Here is a 19,099-nt window from a genome sequence, read left to right as displayed (position 1 = left end):
ATCCCCCTCAATCGGCCGTGGTGGTGAAGGCCTTCAGAGTCGTCGGGCCGCCCACCGGTTCGGAGGACTGCCGGCCGATCTGCGAGCCGTGCTTGGGGATCTCGCCGCCCTTGAGAGCGTCGATGATCGTTTCCATGTGTTCCGGGCTGACGTCTTCATAGTAGTCGTCGCCGATCTGGACCACCGGCGCGTTGACGCAGGCGCCCGAGCACTCGACCTCGCGCAGCGTGAACTGGCCGTCCGCGGTGGTCTCGCCGACACCGATACCCAGCTTGCGCTCGCAGGTGTGCACAATGTCGTCCGACCCGCGCAGCCAGCACGGCGTGGTCGTGCAGACCTGGATGACGTGCTTACCGACCGGGGTCTTGTTGTACATCGTGTAGAAGGTCGCGACCTCGTACACGCGGATGCGCGGCATGCCGAGCAGGTCGGCGACGGCGTCCATGGCGACGCGCGGCAGCCAGCCGTCGCTCTGGCGCTGGGCCAGATCGAGCAGCGGCATGCAGGCGCTGGCCTGCTTGCCCGCCGGGTACTTCGCGATGATGGCTTTCGCCCGTTCCAGATTTTCCGGATTGAAGGCGAAGGAGGCCGGCTCCTTGGCCGGGTCGTGAGCCGGGGCGCTCATCGGTCAATTTCTCCGAACACGATGTCCATGGACGCGATGTTGGCCACCGCGTCGGCCAGCATGTGGCCCTTCGACATGAAGTCGAGGCCCTGCAGGTGGGCGAAGCCCGGTGCGCGGATCTTGCAGCGGTACGGCTTGTTCGTGCCGTCCGACACCAGATACACGCCGAATTCGCCCTTCGGCGCCTCGATGGCGGTGTAGGTTTCGCCCGCCGGGACGTGGAAGCCCTCGGTGAAGAGCTTGAAGTGATGGATCAGCGCTTCCATCGACCGCTTCATCTCGCCGCGCGGCGGCGGAGAGACCTTGCGCTCCTCCGCGCGCACCGGACCGTCGGGAAGCTCCTTCAGGCACTGGCGGATCATGCGGTTGGACTGGCGCATCTCCTCCATGCGGACGAGGTAGCGCGCCCAGCAATCGCCGGTCAGGCCGACCGGCACGTCGAAGTCCATGCGGTCGTAGACTTCGTAGGGCTGCGACTTGCGCAGGTCCCAGGCGACGCCCGAGCCGCGCAGCATCGGGCCGGTGAAGCCCCAGTTGAACGCCTCTTCCTTGGTGACGACGCCGATGTCGACGGTCCGCTGCTTGAAAATGCGATTGTTCGTCAGCAGATTGTCAATGTCGTCAACAAACTTCGGGAAGCGCTCCGTGAACTCCCAGATGTCGTCGGTCAGGCCAGCGGGCAAATCCCAGGCGACGCCGCCGGGACGGAAGTAGTTCGCATGCAAGCGCGCACCGCACACACGCTCGTAGAACTCCATGAGGATCTCACGTTCCTCGAAGCCCCACAGCGCCGGCGTGATCGCGCCGACGTCGAGCGCGCCGGTGGTGATCGACAGGATGTGGTTCAGGATGCGCGTGATCTCGGAGAAGAGAACGCGGATGTACTGGGCGCGCAGCGGCGCCTTGATCTGCAGCAGGTTCTCGATGCCGAGCACATAGGCGTGCTCCATGCACATCGGGCTGACGTAGTCGAGGCGGTCGAAATACGGAACGGCCTGCAGGTAGGTCTTGTACTCGATCAGCTTCTCGGTGCCGCGGTGCAGCAGGCCGATGTGCGGGTCGCAGCGCTCGACGACTTCGCCGTTCAGCTCCATCACCAGACGCAACACGCCGTGGGCCGCAGGGTGCTGCGGCCCGAAGTTCATGGTGTAGGGCTTGATCTGGGTCTTGCCGCCGGACTGGCCGGCGGAGGGGTGTGCGGACGTGGCGATGGTCACGGCTTGCTCCCGGTGTCAGGGGCCTGGGCCTTCTCGTCGCCGGGCAGCATCACGTTCGTCATGCCTTCCCAGGGCGACAGGAAGTCGAAGATGCGGAAATCCTGCGTCAGGCGGACGGGTTCGTAGACGACGCGCTTCTGGTCTTCGTCGTAGCGGCACTCGACATAGCCCGTCATCGGGAAGTCTTTGCGCAACGGGTGACCTTCGAAACCGTAGTCGGTCAGGATGCGGCGCAGATCCGGATGGTCGGAGAAGAAGATCCCGAACATGTCCCAGGTTTCACGCTCGAACCAGCCGGCCGCGCTGTACACCGGCACGGCGGAGGCCACCGGGGTATCCTCGTCGGTGGTGACCTTCACGCGGAGGCGCCGATTGTGCTTGTAGCTCAAAAGGATGTAGACGACCTCGAAGCGTTCCTCCCGCTCCGGCCAATCCACAGCGGTGACGTCGAGCAGCTGCTCGAACGAGCAGGTCGGATCGTCGCGCAGGAAGGTGAGCGACTTGATGAGCGAGGGCCGGCGGACGGTCACCATCAGCTCGCCAAGCTTCAGCTCGACCTTCAGGACGTCATCGCCGAGCGTCGCGGCGATATGGTCCCCAAGTTCCTTCAACGCCTGTTCGGACATGGCCAGGACCTGCCTTTTTCTTATTCAGCGAGCGATGCGGTTGCCGCGCCGGATCTTCTTCTGGAGTTGCAGAATGCCGTAGACCAGCGCTTCCGCGGTCGGAGGACAGCCCGGCACGTAAATATCGACCGGAACGATCCGGTCGCAGCCGCGCACCACCGAGTAGGAATAGTGATAGTAGCCGCCGCCGTTGGCGCAGGAGCCCATCGAGATCACCCAGCGCGGTTCCGGCATCTGGTCATAGACCTTGCGCAGCGCGGGGGCCATCTTGTTGGTCAGCGTGCCGGCCACGATCATGCAGTCGGACTGGCGCGGGCTGGGGCGCGGAATGACGCCGAAACGGTCCAGGTCGTACCGGCTCATGTAGGCGTGGATCATCTCCACCGCGCAGCAGGCCAGACCGAAGGTCATCGGCCACAGGGAACCGGTGCGGGCCCAGGCGAGCACGTCCTCGTACTTCGCCGTGATGAAACCCTTTTCCTGGATCTCCTCGGTGACCGCGCGGAGATAGGCGTCCTGTTCCGGTCCGGGCGGAATCGGCGCCAGCTTGGCAGCCTCTACTCCCATTCCAGAGCTCCTTTCTTCCACTCATAGATGAAGCCGATGGTCAGAATCCCAAGGAACACGATCATCGACCAGAAACCGAAGAGGCCGATGTCCCCGAGCGCCACGGCCCACGGAAACAGGAAGGCGACCTCAAGGTCGAAGATGATGAACAGGATGGAGACCAGGTAAAACCGCACGTCGAACTTCGTGCGGGCATCCTCGAACGGCTCGAAGCCGCACTCGTAGGGGGAGAGCTTCTCCGAATCCGGATTCTTCGGGCTGATGACGTAAGACGCGCCAACCATCACCACGGCCAGCGCGATACCGATCAGCAGGAACACCAGGATCGGAAGGTACTCAATGATCAGCGGGTTGGTCACCGCGGTCCTCCCATAAGCCCACGCCACGATCGCCGGTACGGCCGGTAATCGGCCGACGCGCGGTGTCGTGGCTGGAATGCCTTGGATTAGCCCATCAGACGGGGCGGAATATATGACGAGAGCGTGATCAAGGAAAGCGCTTTGAATCGCTTTCGGCCAACGAATCCACTCTGCGGAAATGAGCGGATGTCCTTGGTATTACCAAACTTTTTAAATGACCCTTCTCTCTATCCGGCTTATCGGATATGCGGGTCGAGCTAATCGGATATGGGGACCGCAAGCCTGCCGGTAAAGCCGTGAAGGCTTCGTTTTCTTTGCAAAAAAGAGAATGGAAAGGGAGGGAATGGCGCGAGTGACGGGACTTGAACCCGCGGCCTCCGGCGTGACAGGCCGGCGCTCTAACCAACTGAGCTACACCCGCGCAACGCGGCGATGTGAAATGCGCAAAAACAGGCGTCCATGTCATAGGATCGCAGCGCAGTTTCCGGGGCCACGCCCCGTCGCCGATGGGCGGTTTCTAGCCGCCCGACGCCTGACCTGTCAATCACGAATTTGAAAAGGACGTGCTGGAAGGATCGGGCGCGATGGTGGGCGATGAGGGTTTCGAACCCCCGACCCTCTCGGTGTAAACGAGATGCTCTACCGCTGAGCTAATCGCCCGCGCCGCGTCGTTGACCGGATTGGCGCTCCAGACAACGCAAAGCCGGCCAGCCTGTGCTGACCGGCGCGCACTATGCCCGGAATGCCCTATCCGTTCAAGACGTCATCACTTCAACCCGTCCTTCAAGGTCTTACCCGGCTTGAACTTCGGCTGTTTCGACGCGGGAATGGCAATCTTCTCGCCCGTGCGCGGGTTGCGGCCCTCGCCGGCCGCGCGTTCGGAAACCGCGAAGGTGCCGAAACCGACCAGTCGAACCTCCTCCCCGTTCTTGAGCGAGTCGGCGATGCCGTCGAAAACAGCGTCGACCGCCTTGGTCGCGTCGGTTTTAGACAAACCCACGGCATCGGCGACGTGCGCCACCAGATCATTCTTGTTCACTTACTTCCCCCCATTTCAGTCCGGCAAAGAAAGTGGAAGCAAAGCCACCCAATGACTTCACGCATTCAAACGATAAACGCGACATCGCCCGCCCGTCAATTGCAGACGGGCGGGCGATGCGAAGCTTGGTAGGCCTTTAAAGGCGCTTTAAACGCGGAGCATGATCAATGACGCAGCACCTCGCCGCCGCCGTCGGGCTGCGGCTTGGCGACCGCCGGTTCGACCGCCTCCGGTTCCTTCCACTCGATGGGCTCGAGTTCCCGAACCAGGGCGTTCTTCAGAACATCGTCGACCGTGCTGACCGGGATGATTTCCAGGCCGCGCTTCACGTTGTCCGGAATTTCGGCGAGATCCTTCTCGTTGTCCTTCGGGATCAGCACATGCTTGAGGCCGCCGCGCAGAGCGGCCAGCAGCTTCTCCTTCAGGCCGCCGATGGGCAGCACCCGGCCGCGCAGGGTGATCTCGCCGGTCATCGCCACGTCCTTGCGGACCGCGATGCCGGTCAGGACCGAGACGATCGAGGTGATCATCGCCACACCCGCCGACGGACCGTCCTTCGGGGTGGCGCCTTCGGGCACGTGGACGTGGATGTCCCGCTTCTCGAAGAGCGTCGGCTTGATGCCGAAGGCGGTGGCCCGCGACTTGACGTAGCTTTCCGCCGCTTGGACCGACTCCTTCATGACGTCGCCGAGCTTGCCGGTGGTGGTCACCCGCCCCTTGCCGGGAAGGCTGACCGCCTCGATCGACAGCAGTTCGCCGCCGACTTCCGTCCAGGCCAAGCCGGTGGTGACGCCCACCAGATCCTCAAGCTCCGCCTCACCGAAGTGGAAGCGGCGAACACCGGCATACTTGTCCAGGTTCCGGCGGGTGACCGAGACCTTGGCGCCGGCGGACCCCTTCATCAGGATCTCCTTCACGGCCTTGCGGCAGAGGTTGGCGATCTCGCGCTCCAGGCTACGGACACCGGCCTCCCGCGTGTAATAGCGGATCAGGTCGCGCAGCGCGTCGTCGGAGATGGCAAACTCGCCCTTCTTCAGACCGTTGGCCTCCACCTGCTTCTCGATCAGGTGGCGCTTGGAAATCTCGACCTTTTCGTCCTCGGTGTAGCCGGCAACGCGGATGATCTCCATACGGTCCAGCAGCGGCTGCGGCATGCGCATCGTGTTGGCCGTGCAGACGAACATCACGTCCGAGAGGTCGTAGTCGACCTCAAGGTAATGGTCGTTGAAGGTGCCGTTCTGCTCGGGATCGAGGACCTCCAGCAGGGCCGACGACGGATCGCCGCGCCAATCGGCACCGAGCTTGTCGATCTCGTCCAGCAGGAACAGCGGGTTGGACGACTTTGCCTTCTTCATGCCCTGGATGACCTTGCCGGGCATCGAGCCGATGTAGGTGCGCCGGTGACCGCGGACCTCGGCCTCGTCCCGCACGCCGCCGAGCGACATGCGCACGAAGTTGCGCCCCGTGGACTTGGCGATCGACTTGCCCAGCGAGGTCTTGCCAACGCCGGGGGGGCCGACGAGGCAAAGGATCGGCCCCTTCACCTTGTTCATGCGGTTCTGGACCGCGAGATACTCGAGGATGCGTTCCTTGACCTTCTCCAGGCCGTAATGGTCGGCGTCGAGGATCTTCTGCGCGAGCTTCAGGTCCTTCTTCACCTTGGTACGCTTCTTCCACGGAATGGAGAGCATCCAGTCCAGGTAGTTGCGCACCACCGTCGCCTCGGCCGACATCGGGCTCATGGAGCGCAGCTTCTTCAGCTCGGCCAGGGCTTTGTCGCGGGCTTCCTTGGAGAAGCGGGTCTTGTTGATCTTCTCTTCCAGCTCGGCCGACTCGTCGCGGCCGTCCTCGGTCTCACCGAGTTCCTTCTGGATCGCCTTGAGCTGTTCGTTGAGGTAGTACTCGCGCTGAGTCTTCTCCATCTGCCGCTTGACGCGGTTGCGGATGCGCTTTTCGACCTGCAGGACGCCGATCTCGCCTTCCATGAAGGCATACACCCGCTCCAGACGCTCCGACACCGTGGCGCATTCCAGGAGCTGCTGCTTCTCCGGAATCTTCAGCGCGAGGTGGGAGGCGACGGTGTCCGCCAGCTTCCCCGGTTCCTCGATCTGGTTGATCGAGACCAAAACCTCCGGCGGGATCTTCTTGTTCAGCTTGATGTACTGCTCGAATTGCGAGACGACCGCGCGTCCCAGCGCCTCAAGCTCCTGGCTTTCCCCGACCTTTTCCTCGACGAGGTCGGCGTGGGCCTGGAAGAAATCCTCGTTCTCGGCGAACTTGGTGATGGACGCGCGCTGGCCGCCCTCCACGAGCACCTTCACCGTTCCGTCGGGCAGCTTCAACAGCTGCAACACGGTCCCAACGGTGCCGACGCTGTAGATATCGGCCGGCGTCGGATCGTCCTGCGCGGCATTCTTCTGGGTGACGAGAAGGATCTGTTTGTCGTCCTTCATCACGTCTTCCAGGGCGCGCACGGATTTCTCACGGCCGACGAAAAGAGGCACGATCATGTGGGGGAAAACCACGATGTCGCGGAGCGGCAGGACCGGATAGAGGGCACCACGAGGGATTTCGAACATTGATTGGGCCTCTTTCATTGGGACGCCGTCAGCCCGGGATGGGCCTGGGAAGAGCCCCGCCTCGGGGGATGAGCACAGGGATCGAAAACCGGCACTTTTTCTAACGTGGCACAGCCATAGCCCCCCTTCAAGGGCCAGAACCCCAATTCCGTATGGCGGTGCGACATGCCGGTCCGACCGCTCCGCGGCCCGGCTGGTGCCCTCGATGCCTGCAAAAGCTGGAAACGACAAAGGGCGCCCAAAGGCGCCCTTCCCCGTATCCGATACTGATCGGTCGTGACGAACTCAGGCACCCGGTGCCTGCTGCTCCCCGCGGCGCTCGGCGTGGACGTAAAGCGGCTTGGCGCGCCCTTCGACCACTTCCTTATTGACCAGGATGCTTTCCACCCCCGACAGACCCGGCAGATCGAACATCGGGTCGAGCAGGATCGACTCCATGATCGAACGCAGGCCACGGGCGCCGGTCTTCCGCTGGATCGCCTTATGGGAGATGGTGCGCAGGGCGTCGTCGGAGAATTCCAGACGGACGTCCTCCATCTCGAAGAGGCGCTGGTACTGCTTGACCAGGGCGTTCTTCGGCTTGGTGAGGATCTCGACCAGAGCCGCTTCGTCCAGGTCGGACAGGGTTGCGACCACCGGCAGACGGCCGATGAACTCGGGGATCAGGCCGAATTTCAGCAGATCCTCGGGCTCGACCTCACGCAGGATATCGCCGGTCGAACGCTCGTCCGGACCACGGACGTCGGCGCCGAAGCCGATCGAGGTGCCCTTGCCGCGCTGCGCGATGATCTTGTCCAGACCGGCGAAGGCGCCGCCGCAGATGAACAGGATGTTGCTGGTGTCAACCTGCAGGAACTCCTGCTGCGGGTGCTTGCGGCCACCCTGCGGAGGCACGGAAGCGACGGTGCCTTCCATGATCTTCAGCAGGGCCTGCTGCACGCCCTCGCCCGACACGTCGCGCGTGATCGACGGGTTGTCGGACTTGCGGCTGATCTTGTCGACCTCGTCGATGTAGACGATGCCGCGCTGCGCCCGCTCGACGTTGTAGTCGGCGGCCTGGAGCAGTTTGAGGATGATGTTCTCGACGTCCTCACCGACATAGCCCGCCTCGGTCAGGGTCGTGGCGTCGGCCATCGTGAAGGGAACGTCGATGATCCGGGCGAGCGTCTGGGCGAGCAGCGTCTTGCCGCAGCCCGTGGGGCCGACCAGCAGGATGTTGGACTTCGCCAGTTCGACGTCGTTGTGCTTCGTGCCGTGCGCCAACCGCTTGTAGTGGTTGTGCACCGCAACAGAAAGGACCCGTTTCGCGTGATGCTGGCCGATCACGTAATCGTCCAGTACCGCATGGATGTCGCGCGGGGTCGGCACGCCGTCGCGGGACTTCACGAGGGTCGTCTTGTTCTCCTCGCGAATGATGTCCATGCACAGCTCGACGCATTCATCGCAGATGAACACCGTCGGACCGGCAATCAGCTTGCGGACCTCGTGCTGGCTCTTGCCGCAAAAGGAGCAGTAGAGCGTATTCTTCGAATCGCCGCTGCTGGACTTGCTCATCGGTACTCCGTCATCTCGCGGGGGACTGATCCGTATAACCTGTCAACCGCCTGCGGCGTCCCCCGACGCCGGTCCTTTCAAAGGTTGTCACGGGGAAGGCCCGCGACAAGGTTAACGCATCCGCTCACTCATCCTTCGAACCCGATCCATCGGACCGGTTCCCCATCATTCAACAACAGGGAACCGGCGCAATCAATCATTAGTTCGTGCGTGCCCTCAGGCGGCGCTGCCGTCGCCGACCGAGCCGGGGCGCTTTTCCACGACCTCGTCGATCAGGCCGAACGCCTTGGCTTCCTCAGGAGACATGAACTTGTCGCGCTCCATGGCCGCCTCGATGGTGTCGAGCGACTGGCCGGTGTGCTTGACGTAGATGTCGTTGAGGCGCGAGCGCAGCTTCAGGATCTCCTGGGCCTGGATCTCGATGTCCGAGGCCTGGCCCTGGGCGCCGCCCGACGGCTGGTGGATCATGATCCGGCTGTTCGGCAGCGAGAAGCGCTTGCCCGGCGCGCCGGCGGCGAGCAGAAGCGAACCCATCGAGGCCGCCTGCCCCATGCACACCGTCGACACCTGCGGACGGATGTACTGCATGGTGTCGTAGATGGCGAGGCCGGCCGAGACGTAGCCGCCCGGCGAATTGATGTAGAGCGCGATGTCCTTGCTCGGGTTCTCCGATTCCAGGAACAGCAGCTGCGAGCAGATCAGGCTGGCGACGGCGTCGTTCACGCCACCGATCAAGAAGATGATCCGTTCCTTCAGCAGGCGCGAGTAAATATCGTACGCTCGTTCGCCCCGGTTGGTCTGCTCGATGACCATCGGGACCAGAGCATTCATCTTCGGTTCGAAGTCGTACATGGTGGTCTTCCCTGCTCCCGCAGCTCGGTTAGTCGTCTGAGCAGTCTACATATAGGAATGGAAAGGGGCGACCGGTAGGCCGCCCCTCAACCTTTCTGACGATCAGGCCGCCTCGGCCTCCTCGTCGGGGTCCTTCATCAGCTCTTCGGCGGACACCGGCTTCTCGCTCACCTTGGCCTGGTCCAGGATGTAGTCGACGACCTTGTCCTCGAAGATCGGGGCGCGGAGGTTTTCCAGCGCTTCCCGGTTCTGCTTGAAGAACTCGAAAACCTGACGCTCCTGGCCGGGGAAGCGGCGGGCTTCCGCAATCAGGGCGCGGTTGATCTCGTCCTGGGTCACCTGGATGTCGTTGCGGCGGCCGATTTCCGACAGCAGCAGGCCCAGGCGCACGCGGCGCTCGGCGATGCCACGGTACTCGGTCTTCAGCTCTTCTTCCGGCTTGCCGGCGTCCTCACCGGCGGTGCCGTTCTTCAGCTCCTGCTGAAGGCGCTGCCAGATGCCCTCGAACTCGACGTCCACCATGCCCGGCGGGACTTCGAAGGAGTGCGCCTCGGCCAGCTTGTCGAGGAGCTGGCGCTTGACGCGCAGGCGCGACACGTTGGCGTACTCGCCCTTGATGCGGTCGCCGACGGCCTCGCGCAGCTTCTCCAGGCTCTCCATGCCGAACTCCTTGGCGAGGTCGTCGTTGACCTCGGCCGGGACGTTCTTGCGGAGCTCCTTGACGTCCACCTCGAACACGGTGTCCGCACCCTTCAGGCGGTCGTGCGGGTAGTCGGCCGGGAAGGTGACCTTCACCGTGCGGTGCTCACCAGCCTTGGCGCCGATCAGCTGGTCCTCGAAGCCCGGAACGAACTGGTTGGCGCCCAGCTCCAGCGGGTAGTCCTTGCCATCCATGCCCGGCAGGGCCTCGCCATCGACCGAACCGGCGAAGTCGATCACGGCGATATCGCCCTTCTCGGCCGCGCGGTCCTCGGTGACCGGGGCCTGCACCGAATGGGCGGAGGCCAGACGGGTCAGCGCCTCGTCAACGGCCGAATCCTCGACCGTGGCGACCGGCTTCTCAAGCTCCAGGCCGCTGAGATCGCCCGGCTCGATGTCCGGCAGAAGCTCGACGCCCATGGTGTAGGACAGGTCGCCGCCGTCCTCGTACTTCTCGACGTTGATCTTCGGCTGCATGGCGATGCGCAGGCCGCGCTCGCTCAGCGCCTGGCGCGAGCTGTCGGCGATCGCATCCTCCAGAGCCTCGGCCAGCACGCTGCCGCCGTAGCGCTGCTTGATCACGGCAACCGGCACCTTGCCCGGACGGAAGCCGGGGAGCTGCACCGTCCGGCGCAGCTCTTCGAGCCGGCCCTGCACCTTCTGTTCGATATCCTGGGCGGAAATGACGACCTTGTACTCGCGCTTCAGGCCGTCGGCGCTGGTCTCGGTGATGTTCATCGGAACGAAAGCCTATCTCGTTGTCCGGCCCGGCGGCGCCCGTCCGGGCGGCCCGAAACCGTGTGTTCCCATGCGGTCCAAGCTGTTGCCATGGTGCGGGCGAAGGGACTCGAACCCCCACGACCGAAGTCACCGGAACCTAAATCCGGCGCGTCTACCAGTTCCGCCACGCCCGCAATGGCATAGACAGCCCGCGACGGGTGCGGAACACCCGACGGACTGCCGGCGAAGTCCGCTCTATAGCACAGGGTTCGCGCCGCAAACAGGCAAAATGGGCGCCGTTCCGCACGCCATTGGTGGGTGGCCTGGGAAGCCCCGAGGGAAGCGCCCCGGCGAACGGCAGGCCGCCTCATCCGCCCCCCTTCCCCAGGGACCGGATGGAGGAGGAGGCGTTGACCTTGCCCTCCCCCCGGTACGCCTCGTGGTTGGCGTCGATTTCGCCCAGCTTGTAGCGGTAGTTGATCATCATCCCGCAGGACTGCCGCAACCCCTTGGGCGACCGGTCGCCCAGCCAGTTCAGCCGCTCCATGCGGGCGCCGTTGCTGAGGTGGAAGTGCGCGACCGGATCGAGCGCCCGCGCCGGCGCCGCGCCCGGCCGTTCGCTGCGGCGGTCCGACGCGCGCGCCGTCGTCAGGTAGTGCGCGCACAGCCGCATCAACGGGCCGCGAAGCTGTTTTTGAAGCTCCTCGTCGGTGTGCCAGGAGGGCAGAGCCAGGGCTCCGGCCAGCACCGGGCGCTCGTCCGCGTCGCTGTCCGTCTCCGATTCGCCGTTTCCCGGATGACTGGTCATGGCCTCGGCGATGCGTTCCGCCTCGGGCGGGCTGAGCAGCGAATCGCCGCGCTCGGCCAGTTCCCGGTCCAGCCAGCGGCGGAAACCGGGAATCGGCGACAGGGTGGCGAAGCACTTGATGTTGGGGAATTCCCCGGTCAGCCCGTCCACCACCCGCTTGATGAGGAAGTTGCCGAAGCTGATTCCCGCCAGCCCGACCTGGGCGTTGGAGATGGAATAGAAGATGGCGCTGTCGGCGCTCTTCGGGTCGCAGACCGGGGCGGAGGGGTCGAGCAGCGCCTGGACGTTGTCCGACATGCCCTGGACCAGCGCGACCTCGACGAAGATCAGCGGCTCGTTCGGCATGCGCGGGTGGAAAAAGGCGAAGCAGCGGCGGTCGGAGTCGAGGCGGTCCTTCAGGTCCCGCCAACCGCTGATCTCGTGCACCGCCTCGTACTTGATGAGCTTTTCCAAAAGGGAGGCCGGGCTGTCCCAGGTGATCCGGCGCATCTCCAGGAAGCCGACGTCGAACCAGTTGCGCAGCAGACTCTTGAGATCGTCCTCCAGCGCCTGGAGCAGCGGCTCGCCGCGCGCCATCTCCATCAGCTCGGCGCGCAGGTCCACCAGGAACTTCACCCCTTCCGGCAGGCCGTTGAACTGGGTGAGCAGGCGCAGCCGCGGCGGCTCCAGCGCCCGGCGCAGGGCGCGCTCGGCATGGCCGCGCGACACCGGGTCGCCCGCCGTCTGGAAGGTCGCCATCGCCTGGTCGACGGCAGCGCGGTCCACGTCGAAATCGCGCGCCAGCATCATCAGGAAATTGCGCCGCCCCTGCCCGTCCAGCGCCAGATAAGTGCGGCCGAGCTGCGCCGCCCGCGCCCGCGCCGACACCTCGCCGCCGCGGCCCTCCAGGCAGGCTTCGATCTGTTCCTTCAGCCGCTCCGCGTCTTCCTTGGGCAGATTGGCGCGCGGCGCGGCGCCGACCACCCCGCGGGCGGAGGCGGCGATCTCGCGCCAGCCCGCGCGCAGCGTGTCCAGGGTGCGGTCGAGCAGGCCCGGCGGCGTTCCCACCCCGATGGCGGGGGGCTGGGCTGGGCCGGACGGGCTGGACCGGGTCTCAGCGGATTTGATCTCGGGCGTCTCGCTCATACCCAGAGTCTGGCGTGCGGGCGCGCTCTCGGCAAGCCATAGCTTGAGCCCGGCCTTAAGGGTAAGCCCCCTGTCCAGGCGTATGTATGCCCTGGGGACGCCGGGTCAGCGCGCGCCCGCCTTGAGCCGCCTCAACACCCCCGGCAGCGCGTCCGGCAGATCCTCGGCGATCAGACCCGGTCCGAAGGCGTTCGCCGCCTCGCCGTGCAGCCAGACCGCGGCGCAGGCGGCGTCGAACGCGTCCATCCCCTGGGCGATCAGCCCGAGCGCGATGCCCGCCAGCACATCCCCCGACCCAGCGGTCGCCAGATCGGCCGGAGCGTTGGCGTTGATGACGGCCCGCCCATCCGGTGCCGCGACCACCGTGTCGGCACCCTTCAAAAGGACGACCGCGCCACAGCGCGCCGCCGCGGCACGGGCGCGGGTCAATTTGCCGCCCTCCTGCGCCGCGATATCCGGAAAGACCCGGGCGAATTCGCCTTCGTGCGGGGTCAGCAGACAGCGCCCGTTCAGCCGGTCGAGCAGGTCGGCGGGCGACTCGGCGAAGCTGGTCAGCGCGTCGGCGTCCAGCACGCAGGCCTTGCCGGCGCCCAGGGCGGCCAGGACATGGCCCCGTGTGCCATCCCCGACTCCGGCGCCCGGCCCCAGCAGCACCGCGTTCTTCCGCGGGTCCGCCAGCAGCCTCGCGAAGGCGCCACCGTCCGCCACATCGGTCACGATCAGGCTGGGCGAGCCGGCGGCGTAGACCGGCATCGAGTCGGGCGGACAGGCCACCGTGACCAGCCCCGCCCCGGCGCGCAGAGCCCCTCTTGCCGACAACCGCGCCGCGCCGGTCATCCGCGCCCCGCCCAGCACGACGGCGTGCCCCCGCGCGTATTTGTGCGCGTCGAGCCGCGGCCAGGGGTAGCGTTGTCGCCACAGGTCAGGGCCGTTCACCAGGGTTTGCGGCGCGATGGCGTCCAGCACGCTGTCCGGAATGCCGATGTCGGCGACCACCACCTCCCCGCAGAGGACCCGGCCCGGCAGCAGCAGGTGGCCGGGCTTGCGGCGGAAGAAGGTGACGGTCAGCGCCGCCTGCGGGGCCACCCCCATCACTTGGCCGCTGTCGCCGTGCAGGCCGCTCGGCACGTCCACGGCAACGACGGTGCGCCCTGCCATCGCCTCGACCACCTCCTTCGCCATGCCGTCGAGCGGACGGGCCAGCCCGGCTCCGAACAGCGCGTCGATCACCAGAGGATTGCCTTCCAGCAGCCACGGGTCGGCGGCTTCCACCGGCCCGGTCCAGCGCCCGGCCGCCACCGCCGCGTCGCCGCGCAGGGCGGAGCGCGACCCCAGCAGGGCCAGCCGCACCGGCCAACCCGCTTCGAGAAGAAGACGCGCGATGACGAACCCGTCGCCGCCGTTGTTGCCCGGCCCGCACAGGACGACCGTCGGGTGCGGCGCCCAGCGCTCGCAGACCGCGCGCACAACCGCGGCCCCCGCCGCTTCCATCAGCACAGGCCCCGGCACGCCGCCCGCCATGGTCAGCGCGTCGGCGCGGTACATCTCCGCCACGGAAAGCAGTTCGTCCATCGCCTCCACCCGCCGCAACCCCGCATCACCGTCACCCGGCACAATAAGCACCGCGACGGCCGCAGCATAGCCGGGCACAGGAGGAATGAAAGGAATGGCCTGAATGGCACAGGAATTGGAAGGAAGAACTGGGGCGATGGATGGGACTCGAACCCACGACCGCTCGGACCACAACCGAGAGCTCTACCAACTGAGCTACCACCGCCACCGGGGGACGGAATGAACCGTCCGCAAACACCCCACCCGCCGCACCGATCGATGCAATGCTGACGTGAACTCCTCACGAGGCAAGCGCATCCACCGTCAAGGGGGACTGGGGCGATGGATGGGACTCGAACCCACGACCGCTCGGACCACAACCGAGAGCTCTACCAACTGAGCTACCACCGCCACCGGGGTCGCCTATTTGCCCCAAGGGACGGGTCGGGTCAAGCTCTATTTTCCACCGCATTGATCAATCTGAAAAGCCGGCACTAGCCCCTCCGAAAGGGTGTGGCTGCGCGGATTGCTTGCAGCTTGTGCACAAATATTGTTCACTTCGCCCTATCCGTTGGCAGTTGCGTGCCGCCCGCGGTGGCATCGGCCCGCTGCGGCCCGGCATCCCACGCAGCCGGATCGCAACCCCTCCGATTGGCACGCAACGTGCTTTACTTCGGACCGTCGGCAGAGCCGTGGACGGTGCCTGCCGACGTTGGCACCTCGTACACGAGAGACCCATGAAGAAGATCGAAGCCATCATTAAGCCGTTCAAACTCGACGAAGTGAAGGAAGCCCTTCACGAAGTCGGCATCAAGGGCATCACCGTCACCGAGGCCAAGGGCTTCGGCCGTCAGAAGGGGCACACCGAGCTGTACCGCGGCGCGGAGTATGTGGTCGACTTCCTGCCGAAGGTGAAGATCGAGGTGGTGATGGAGGACTCCCTGGTGGAGCGGGCGATCGAGGCGATCCAGCAGGCCGCCCACACCGGCCGCATCGGCGACGGCAAGATCTTCGTCACCCCCGTGGAAGAAGTTGTCCGCATCCGGACCGGCGAGAAGGGAGGCGACGCGATCTGATCGCGTCCCGAAAACCCGACCACCGGCCACCATGAACCAGCCCCGCCCACAACCGACGCAAAGCCGGCCGACGCAGATCTGGCCGACGCAGACCGTCGCAACCGCGAGCGGAACGATCCGTGCGTGGAAGCCCCACCGGGCGCGACTTTTTGTGCTGTCACGTTGTGCGCTTGGGAAAGGCATGACATAACGTCCGCCGCGAGCGCCGTCACCCGCCCCTCGGTCGGTTTGACGCAGCGGGACCCAAACCTCTTAAGCGTGGAAAAAGAGATATGTCCGACATCAGCAAGGTCTTCGACCTGATCAAGGAACACGACGTCAAGTACGTGGACCTCCGCTTCACCGACCCGCGCGGCAAGCTGCACCACACCGCTCAGCACGTCTCGACCATCGACGAGGACGTGTTCGAGGACGGCATCATGTTCGACGGCTCCTCGATCGCCGGCTGGAAGGCGATCAACGAGTCGGACATGATCCTCCAGCTCGACCCGACCACCGCCGTCATGGACCCGTTCTCGGCCCAGCCGACGCTGAACATCCTCTGCGACGTGTACGAGCCGTCGACCGGCCAGCCCTACGCCCGCTGCCCGCGCGGCATCGCGAAGGCCGCCGAGAAGTACATGGCGTCGGCCGGCATCGGCGACACCGCCTACTTCGGCCCGGAAGCCGAGTTCTTCGTCTTCGACGACGTGAAGTTCAAGGTCGAGATGAACAAGGTGTCCTACGAGTTCGACTCGGAGGAAGGCCCGTACACCTCGGACAAGGACTATGAGGACGGCAACCTGGGCCACCGCCCGGGCGTCAAGGGCGGCTACTTCCCGGTCGCTCCGGTCGACAGCGGCTCGGACCTGCGCGCCGAGATGCTGAGCGTCCTCGCCGAGATGGGCGTGCCGGTCGAGAAGCACCACCACGAGGTGGCCGCTTCGCAGCATGAGCTGGGCATCAAGTTCGACACGCTGGTCCGCACCGGCGACAACATGCAGTACTACAAGTACGTCGTGCACAACGTCGCCCACGCCTACGGCAAGACCGCGACCTTCATGCCGAAGCCCGTCTTCGGCGACAACGGCTCGGGCATGCACATGCACCAGTCGATCTGGAAGGAAGGCCAGCCGCTGTTCGCCGGCAACCAGTACGCCGACCTGTCGGAGCTGGCGCTGTACTACATCGGCGGCATCATCAAGCACGCCAAGGCGCTGAACGCCTTCACCAACCCGACGACCAACTCCTACAAGCGTCTGGTCCCGGGCTACGAGGCTCCGGTTCTGCTGGCCTACTCGGCCCGCAACCGTTCGGCCTCCTGCCGCATCCCGTACGTCGCCTCGCCGAAGGGCAAGCGCGTCGAGGTCCGCTTCCCGGATCCGTCGGCCAACCCGTACCTGGCCTTCGCCGCCCTGCTGATGGCCGGTCTGGACGGCATCCAGAACAAGATCCATCCGGGCGAGGCGATGGACAAGAACCTGTACGACCTGCCGGCCGAAGAGCTGGCCAAGGTTCCGACGGTTTGCGGCTCGCTGCGCGAGGCCCTGGACAGCCTGAAGGCCGACAGCGCCTTCCTGCAGAAGGGCGACGTGTTCACCAAGGACATGATCGAGTCCTACATCGACCTGCGCACCGAGGAGCTGCTGGCCTTCGAGACCATGCCGCACCCGATCGAGTACAAGATGTACTACTCGGTCTGATCCTTCGGACCTCGGTCCGCCGGTTTCCGGTGTCCGCCCCGCCCTCGCGGCGCGGCGGGCACCACCGGAGGACCGAACCGTGGAGCAGAGCACGAAAAAGCCCACCGGCGACACCGCCGGTGGGCTTTTTCGTGTCCGGGACTTGAGGGAAACCTCAGGCGGTGCCGCCGAAGCGCCGCGCCGCCTCGATGGTCAGGCCGGTGCCGACCGAACCGAAGATGTTGCCCTCCACCACGCGGGCGCCGGGCAGCTCGGCCAGGATGGCTGCCCGCACCTGCGGCAGCAGCGTGGAGCCGCCGGTCAGGAACACCGCGTCGATCTCCGCAGGCAGCGTGCCGGCCTCGGCCAGACAGGCGCGCACCCGCCCGCCGATGCGGCCGGCCAGGATCGCCGTCGCCTCGTTCAACTCGACTACCGACACCGGGCGCGTCATGCCGCTGCCGCCCCAATCCAGCAACAGGCCGGCTTCCGGCCCGTCGGACAGGGCGATCTTGGTGCGCTCCACCGCCATGGCCAGGGCATGGCCCAGCCGGTGCTCGACCACGCCGATCAGCCGCTCGATGCGGTCCGGGGTGGCGGAATCGCGCTTCAGGCGCTCCAGGTCGGCCATCGCCTTGGCGGTGTAGAGGAAGTTGATCTTCGACCAGGTCGCCAGATCGAAGAACAGATGCTTGGGGGCCAGCAGACCGGGGCGCTTCATGGCGCTGCCATGGCCCAGCAGCGGCATGGCCGTCGCCAGGGACAGGTCGCGGTCGAAGTCGGTGCCGCCGACGCGGATGCCGTCGTTGGCCAGGATGTCGGCGCTGCGGTCGGCCCGCCCGCGCCGCTCCGGCCCGATGCGGACGATGGAGAAGTCCGACGTGCCGCCGCCGATGTCGGCGATCAGGGCCAGTTCCTCCCGCTCCACCTGCTGCTCGTAGTCGAGCGCGGCGGCGATGGGCTCATATTGGAAGGAAATGCCGCGGAAACCGACGGAGCGGGCGATCTCGCCCAGCGCCTCCTCCGCCGCGGCGTCGCCCGCCGGGTCGCCGTCGACGAAATGCACCGGGCGGCCCAGCACCACATCGGTCAGTTCGCCGCCGAGCGCCGTCTCCGCCCGCTCCTTGACCGCCGCCAGGAAGGTGGCGATGACCGCGCGGAAGGTGATCCGGCCCTTGCGCAGCGCGGTGTCGGCGTCGATCAGGTCGGTGCCCAGCATCGACTTGATGGAGCGCATCAAACGCCCCTCGACGCCCGACGCGTAGGAGTCGATGGCCGCCTGCCCGACCGTCACCGCATCGGCTTCGAAATCGAAGAAGACGGCGCTGGGCAGAGTCGTCCGCGCCCCGTCGAGGGCAAGCAGACCGTAGCCGCTCCCTCCCGTGCCGGCAGCCGCGGACGCCGTCCGCACGCCGAGCGTCGTGTTGGACGTGCCGAAATCGAGGCCGCAAGCCGTCATGGGAACCCCCGCCGTGATGGAAGGGGCGAGGCTATACAGGGGCCGGGCCTGCGGATCAAGACGCGCGACGGAACAGGCCGCGCTTGTCCTTCTTATTCGGCCGGAACGCTGCGGGTGGCCACGATGTGGTTCAGGGTGATGGTCATCACCGCCTCGCCATGCTGGTTCAGCGTGGTGTAGGCCAGCCGGACCGTGCCACGGTCGCCGCGGCGGGACGGGATGGCCTCCACCACCTCGACCCGGACGCGCAGCGTGTCGCCGGGCCGCACCGGGCGCAGCCAGCGCAGTTCGTCGCCGCCCGAGCCGCCCAGGCTGGTGCCGGTGATGGCCCCGGTGTCGCGGAACAGCCGGAAGGTCAGGGACAAGGTGTGGAAGCCGCTGGCGATCAGCCCGCCGAACGGCCCCTCCGCCGCGGCCACCGCGTCCATGTGGAAGGGTTGCGGGTCGAAGCGTTGGGCGAAATCCATGATCTGGCTGTCGGTGACCGTCGCCCCTTCGGTGTCGATCACGTCACCGACGCGGAAATCCTCGAAGTAACGCCCCGCCATGCCCGCTGCCCTCCCGTTCCATTGGTCCTCGTAT

16 protein-coding genes and 5 tRNA genes are annotated in these 19,099 nt (G+C 65.8%); 2 read left to right on the top strand and 19 right to left on the bottom strand.

What is annotated here, in order from left to right:
* Positions 1–7 precede the first annotated feature (7 nt).
* The 17 genes from nuoE to ACWPXE_RS12705 form a co-directional block, all read right to left on the bottom strand.
* Positions 8–625, bottom strand: coding sequence for an NADH-quinone oxidoreductase subunit NuoE (nuoE, locus tag ACWPXE_RS12785; protein WP_137114334.1), 618 nt, complete (start codon positions 623–625; stop codon positions 8–10).
* Positions 622–1,770 carry an NADH-quinone oxidoreductase subunit D gene (locus tag ACWPXE_RS12780; protein ID WP_038531004.1) on the bottom strand — a complete coding sequence of 383 codons (1,149 nt, stop codon included), beginning with the start codon at positions 1,768–1,770 and terminating at the stop codon, positions 622–624. The genes nuoE and ACWPXE_RS12780 overlap by 4 nt, the downstream gene beginning before the upstream one ends.
* 68 nt (positions 1,771–1,838) lie before the next feature.
* A complete protein-coding gene (locus tag ACWPXE_RS12775; RefSeq protein WP_454018165.1) occupies positions 1,839–2,468 on the bottom strand; it encodes an NADH-quinone oxidoreductase subunit C in 630 nt (209 codons plus the stop codon).
* A gap of 24 nt (positions 2,469–2,492) precedes the next feature.
* Positions 2,493–3,035 carry a NuoB/complex I 20 kDa subunit family protein gene (locus tag ACWPXE_RS12770; protein ID WP_014240121.1) on the bottom strand — a complete coding sequence of 181 codons (543 nt, stop codon included), beginning with the start codon at positions 3,033–3,035 and terminating at the stop codon, positions 2,493–2,495.
* On the bottom strand, positions 3,026–3,394 hold the full coding sequence (locus ACWPXE_RS12765; protein ID WP_014240120.1) for an NADH-quinone oxidoreductase subunit A: 369 nt from the start codon (positions 3,392–3,394) through the stop codon (positions 3,026–3,028). The genes ACWPXE_RS12770 and ACWPXE_RS12765 overlap by 10 nt, the downstream gene beginning before the upstream one ends.
* A 344-nt stretch (positions 3,395–3,738) precedes the next feature.
* Positions 3,739–3,815, bottom strand: a tRNA-Asp gene (locus ACWPXE_RS12760).
* A gap of 164 nt (positions 3,816–3,979) precedes the next feature.
* A tRNA-Val gene (locus tag ACWPXE_RS12755) sits at positions 3,980–4,054 on the bottom strand.
* Between the two features lie 106 nt (positions 4,055–4,160).
* The gene (locus ACWPXE_RS12750; protein ID WP_237903808.1) at positions 4,161–4,433 is read right to left on the bottom strand and encodes an HU family DNA-binding protein; all 273 of its coding nucleotides are present in this window, start codon (positions 4,431–4,433) and stop codon (positions 4,161–4,163) included.
* A gap of 164 nt (positions 4,434–4,597) precedes the next feature.
* The gene (lon, locus tag ACWPXE_RS12745) at positions 4,598–7,012 is read right to left on the bottom strand and encodes an endopeptidase La (RefSeq protein WP_237903809.1); all 2,415 of its coding nucleotides are present in this window, start codon (positions 7,010–7,012) and stop codon (positions 4,598–4,600) included.
* 285 nt (positions 7,013–7,297) lie between these two features.
* Positions 7,298–8,566: an ATP-dependent Clp protease ATP-binding subunit ClpX gene (clpX, locus tag ACWPXE_RS12740; RefSeq protein WP_145625755.1), complete on the bottom strand. Its 1,269-nt coding sequence runs from the start codon at positions 8,564–8,566 to the stop codon at positions 7,298–7,300.
* A 216-nt stretch (positions 8,567–8,782) separates the two neighbouring features.
* Positions 8,783–9,418 carry an ATP-dependent Clp endopeptidase proteolytic subunit ClpP gene (gene clpP, locus ACWPXE_RS12735; RefSeq protein WP_145684838.1) on the bottom strand — a complete coding sequence of 212 codons (636 nt, stop codon included), beginning with the start codon at positions 9,416–9,418 and terminating at the stop codon, positions 8,783–8,785.
* 102 nt (positions 9,419–9,520) lie between these two features.
* Entirely contained in the window at positions 9,521–10,855 is a 1,335-nt protein-coding gene (tig, locus tag ACWPXE_RS12730) for a trigger factor (RefSeq protein ID WP_454018164.1), read from the bottom strand.
* A 91-nt stretch (positions 10,856–10,946) separates the two neighbouring features.
* Positions 10,947–11,031, bottom strand: a tRNA-Leu gene (locus tag ACWPXE_RS12725).
* Between the two features lie 173 nt (positions 11,032–11,204).
* Positions 11,205–12,770 (bottom strand): malonyl-CoA decarboxylase, encoded by a 1,566-nt coding sequence (locus ACWPXE_RS12720; protein ID WP_454018163.1) that lies wholly within the window; start codon positions 12,768–12,770, stop codon positions 11,205–11,207.
* A 105-nt stretch (positions 12,771–12,875) separates the two neighbouring features.
* Positions 12,876–14,342 (bottom strand): NAD(P)H-hydrate dehydratase, encoded by a 1,467-nt coding sequence (locus ACWPXE_RS12715; protein ID WP_454018162.1) that lies wholly within the window; start codon positions 14,340–14,342, stop codon positions 12,876–12,878.
* Positions 14,343–14,471: 129 nt separating this feature from the next.
* Positions 14,472–14,547: transfer RNA gene (locus ACWPXE_RS12710), tRNA-His, on the bottom strand.
* A gap of 109 nt (positions 14,548–14,656) precedes the next feature.
* Positions 14,657–14,732: transfer RNA gene (locus ACWPXE_RS12705), tRNA-His, on the bottom strand.
* 326 nt (positions 14,733–15,058) lie between these two features.
* On the opposite strand from ACWPXE_RS12705, the gene ACWPXE_RS12700 reads away from it, so the two are divergent.
* Together ACWPXE_RS12700 and glnA are read left to right on the top strand one after the other, a co-directional pair.
* Positions 15,059–15,397 carry a P-II family nitrogen regulator gene (locus tag ACWPXE_RS12700; RefSeq protein WP_014240107.1) on the top strand — a complete coding sequence of 113 codons (339 nt, stop codon included), beginning with the start codon at positions 15,059–15,061 and terminating at the stop codon, positions 15,395–15,397.
* Positions 15,398–15,669: 272 nt separating this feature from the next.
* Positions 15,670–17,079, top strand: a complete 1,410-nt coding sequence (glnA, locus tag ACWPXE_RS12695; RefSeq protein WP_014240105.1) for a type I glutamate--ammonia ligase — start codon at positions 15,670–15,672, stop codon at positions 17,077–17,079.
* Between the two features lie 154 nt (positions 17,080–17,233).
* On the opposite strand, the gene ACWPXE_RS12690 is transcribed toward glnA, so the two are convergent.
* Positions 17,234–18,517, bottom strand: a complete 1,284-nt coding sequence (locus ACWPXE_RS12690) for an Hsp70 family protein (protein ID WP_454018161.1) — start codon at positions 18,515–18,517, stop codon at positions 17,234–17,236.
* Between the two features lie 92 nt (positions 18,518–18,609).
* Positions 18,610–19,065 (bottom strand): MaoC family dehydratase, encoded by a 456-nt coding sequence (locus tag ACWPXE_RS12685; RefSeq protein WP_014240103.1) that lies wholly within the window; start codon positions 19,063–19,065, stop codon positions 18,610–18,612.
* Positions 19,066–19,099 lie beyond the last annotated feature (34 nt).

It is taken from the genome of Azospirillum sp. Marseille-Q6669 (genome assembly GCF_965111635.1).
Note: the sequence above shows the minus strand (reverse complement) of the source record. Positions and strands in the feature narration are given on the sequence as shown.